Genomic DNA, 1,202 nt, shown 5'->3' on the forward strand with positions numbered 1-1,202 from the left:
GCCAGCGCCCGCCACGAAGGCCGCCAGGGCACCGGGGAGGGCGCCAGGGCGGAGGACGGCGGAGCGACGGTCGTCGGCATGGAAGGTGGAGTGGGCGTCGCCGCCGAGGTTCATCGAAGCCACCTCGGTACACTGCCGCCCGTCCAACCAGTTTAGGGGAGCGGCGCGCGGCCCGGCGCGGCGCCCCGTCGCCTTTTTCCCAGCACCGCACCATGAAACTCGCCACCCTCAAGGACGGCTCCCGCGACGGCCAGCTCGTCGTCGTGTCGCGCGACCTCACGCTCGCCCACTACGCCACGGGCATCGCCCACCGCCTGCAGCAGGTGCTCGACGACTGGGGTTTCATGGCGCCGCAGCTGCAGGACCTGTATGCCGCGCTCAACGCCGGCCGCGCGCGCCACGCCTTTCCCTTCGATCCCGCGCAGTGCATGGCGCCGCTGCCGCGCGCCTACCAGTGGGCCGACGGCTCGGCCTACCTGAATCACGTCGAGCTGGTGCGCAAGGCGCGCAACGCCGAGGTGCCCGAGAGCTTCTATCAGGACCCGCTGATGTACCAGGGCGGCAGCGACGACTTCATCGGCCCGACCGACGACGTGGTCGTGCCCAGCGAGGCCATGGGCATCGATTTCGAGGCCGAGATCGCGGTCGTCACCGGCGACGTGAAGATGGGCGCCACGCCCGAGCAGGCGCTCGACGGCATCCGCCTCGTGATGCTGGCCAACGACGTCAGCCTGCGTAACCTGATCCCGGCCGAGCTCGCCAAGGGCTTCGGCTTCTTCCAGAGCAAGCCCGCCACCGCCTTCAGCCCCGTGGCCGTGACCCTCGACGAGCTCGGCGAGGCCTGGGCCGGCGGCCGCGTGCACCTCGCGCTGCAGAGCAACTGGAACGGCCGCAAGGTCGGCCTGTGCGAGGCCGGTCCCGAGATGACCTTCCACTTCGGCCAGCTCATCGCCCACGTCGCCAAGACGCGCAACGTGCGCGCCGGCAGCATCGTCGGCAGCGGCACCGTGAGCAACAAGGGCGTGGAGAAGAACGGCCGCATGGAATGGCCGCGCGGCTATTCGTGCATCGCCGAGAAGCGCTGCATCGAGACCATCCAGGACGGCGCGCCCTCGACCGAGTTCATGCGCTACGGCGACACCATCCGCATCGAGATGAAGGGGCTCGACGGCCGCTCGATGTTCGGCGCGATCGACCAGGAG

The 1,202-nt window shown here is 70.2% G+C and carries 1 protein-coding gene; it reads left to right on the top strand.

Going from position 1 to position 1,202, the window contains the following annotated elements; translation table 11 throughout:
* Positions 1-212: 212 nt before the first annotated feature.
* On the top strand, positions 213-1,202 hold a 990-nt coding region (locus AC27VN_RS41875), incomplete at its 3' end, for a fumarylacetoacetate hydrolase family protein (RefSeq protein ID WP_490880574.1).

The sequence above is a fragment of the Variovorax sp. 20P10.2.4 genome (genome assembly GCF_058244205.1).